The following is a 1,007-nucleotide window of genomic DNA, read 5'->3' as shown; positions in this document are numbered from 1 at the left end:
CAGGAATGCTCCCACAAAGAAATCAAGAATTTCGCGATACCCTTCTTCGTTCACCCCTAACACCACATCAACGACTTCTTTCTCTACCGTATCGCGGCGAAGTTTCACGTACAAACCGTCCAAATATAAGACCGAATAACGCTTGGATAGTGGACGGCTACACCATTTTTCGATATCTTCCTTTACGACATCGGTAATACGGCTGATCGTCGCTGGAGAATAAGTTCCTAGAATTCGTTCAATAAACTTGCCAATTTCCCGGGTACTCATGCCGCTTTGATACATCCGAATGATAGCTTCCTCCAGCCATCCCGTGTGGCGTTGATAAGGAGCAAACAGCTGCGTTTGAAATTCCCCGTTTCGATCTCTTGGGACCAAAAGCCCCTCAATCCGGCCATATTGCGTATCTAGATTTCGTTGATAATATCCGTTTCTCATATTGGATGTGTCCGCTTGTTCGATTTCGAGGAAATTTTTGATCTCTTCCTGCATCATCAGCTCTAATTTTTCTTTGACAAACTGACGAATGACACTTTCCAGTTGATTTGCCCAGTCGATATTCGATATACTTTTAGACATAGGTAGGGTTCTCCTTTCTTTAGAATGTTTTTCGTCCAATCAGAGAATACTGTCAAGGCCGATTATTTTTTCCCCAAAATCGCCGGTTTAAAATTCCCCAGAAGGACCTCATTGATCCTTCTGTTTTTCTTGTTGGAGCCTTTTTTCCCGTAATCGATAGCTTTCCCCCTTTAGGTTGAAAATAATAGAATGATGCAGTAATCGATCTAACATCGCTGTCGCAAGAACCGAATCTCCCACAATTTCTCCCCATTCCCCAAAGCTTTTGTTGGAAGTGAGGATAATCGGGGCATGTTCATACCGACGGGCGATGACCTGAAATAAGTAATGAGCGCTGTTCGGGTCCAGTTTTAAGTACCCCATTTCATCAATAATGAGAACGGTTGGCTTCACAAACATACGAAGCTTTTTTTCCAGCTTTCCTTCTT

Annotated in this window: 1 protein-coding gene and 1 pseudogene; both read right to left on the bottom strand. The window is 43.1% G+C overall.

Going from position 1 to position 1,007, the window contains the following annotated elements; all coding sequences use genetic code 11:
- Positions 1-579, bottom strand: a 579-nt coding sequence (locus tag GCA01S_RS18900) for an IS256 family transposase (RefSeq protein WP_042412571.1), incomplete at its 3' end; no start/stop codon positions are given.
- A gap of 108 nt (positions 580-687) precedes the next feature.
- Positions 688-1,007, bottom strand: a pseudogene (gene istB / locus GCA01S_RS18895) (IS21-like element IS5376 family helper ATPase IstB); the annotation flags it as partial.

Origin of the sequence: Parageobacillus caldoxylosilyticus NBRC 107762, assembly GCF_000632715.1 — a bacterium.
GTDB lineage: Bacteria > Bacillota > Bacilli > Bacillales > Anoxybacillaceae > Saccharococcus > Saccharococcus caldoxylosilyticus.
This window is presented reverse-complemented; position numbering and strand designations above follow the sequence as displayed.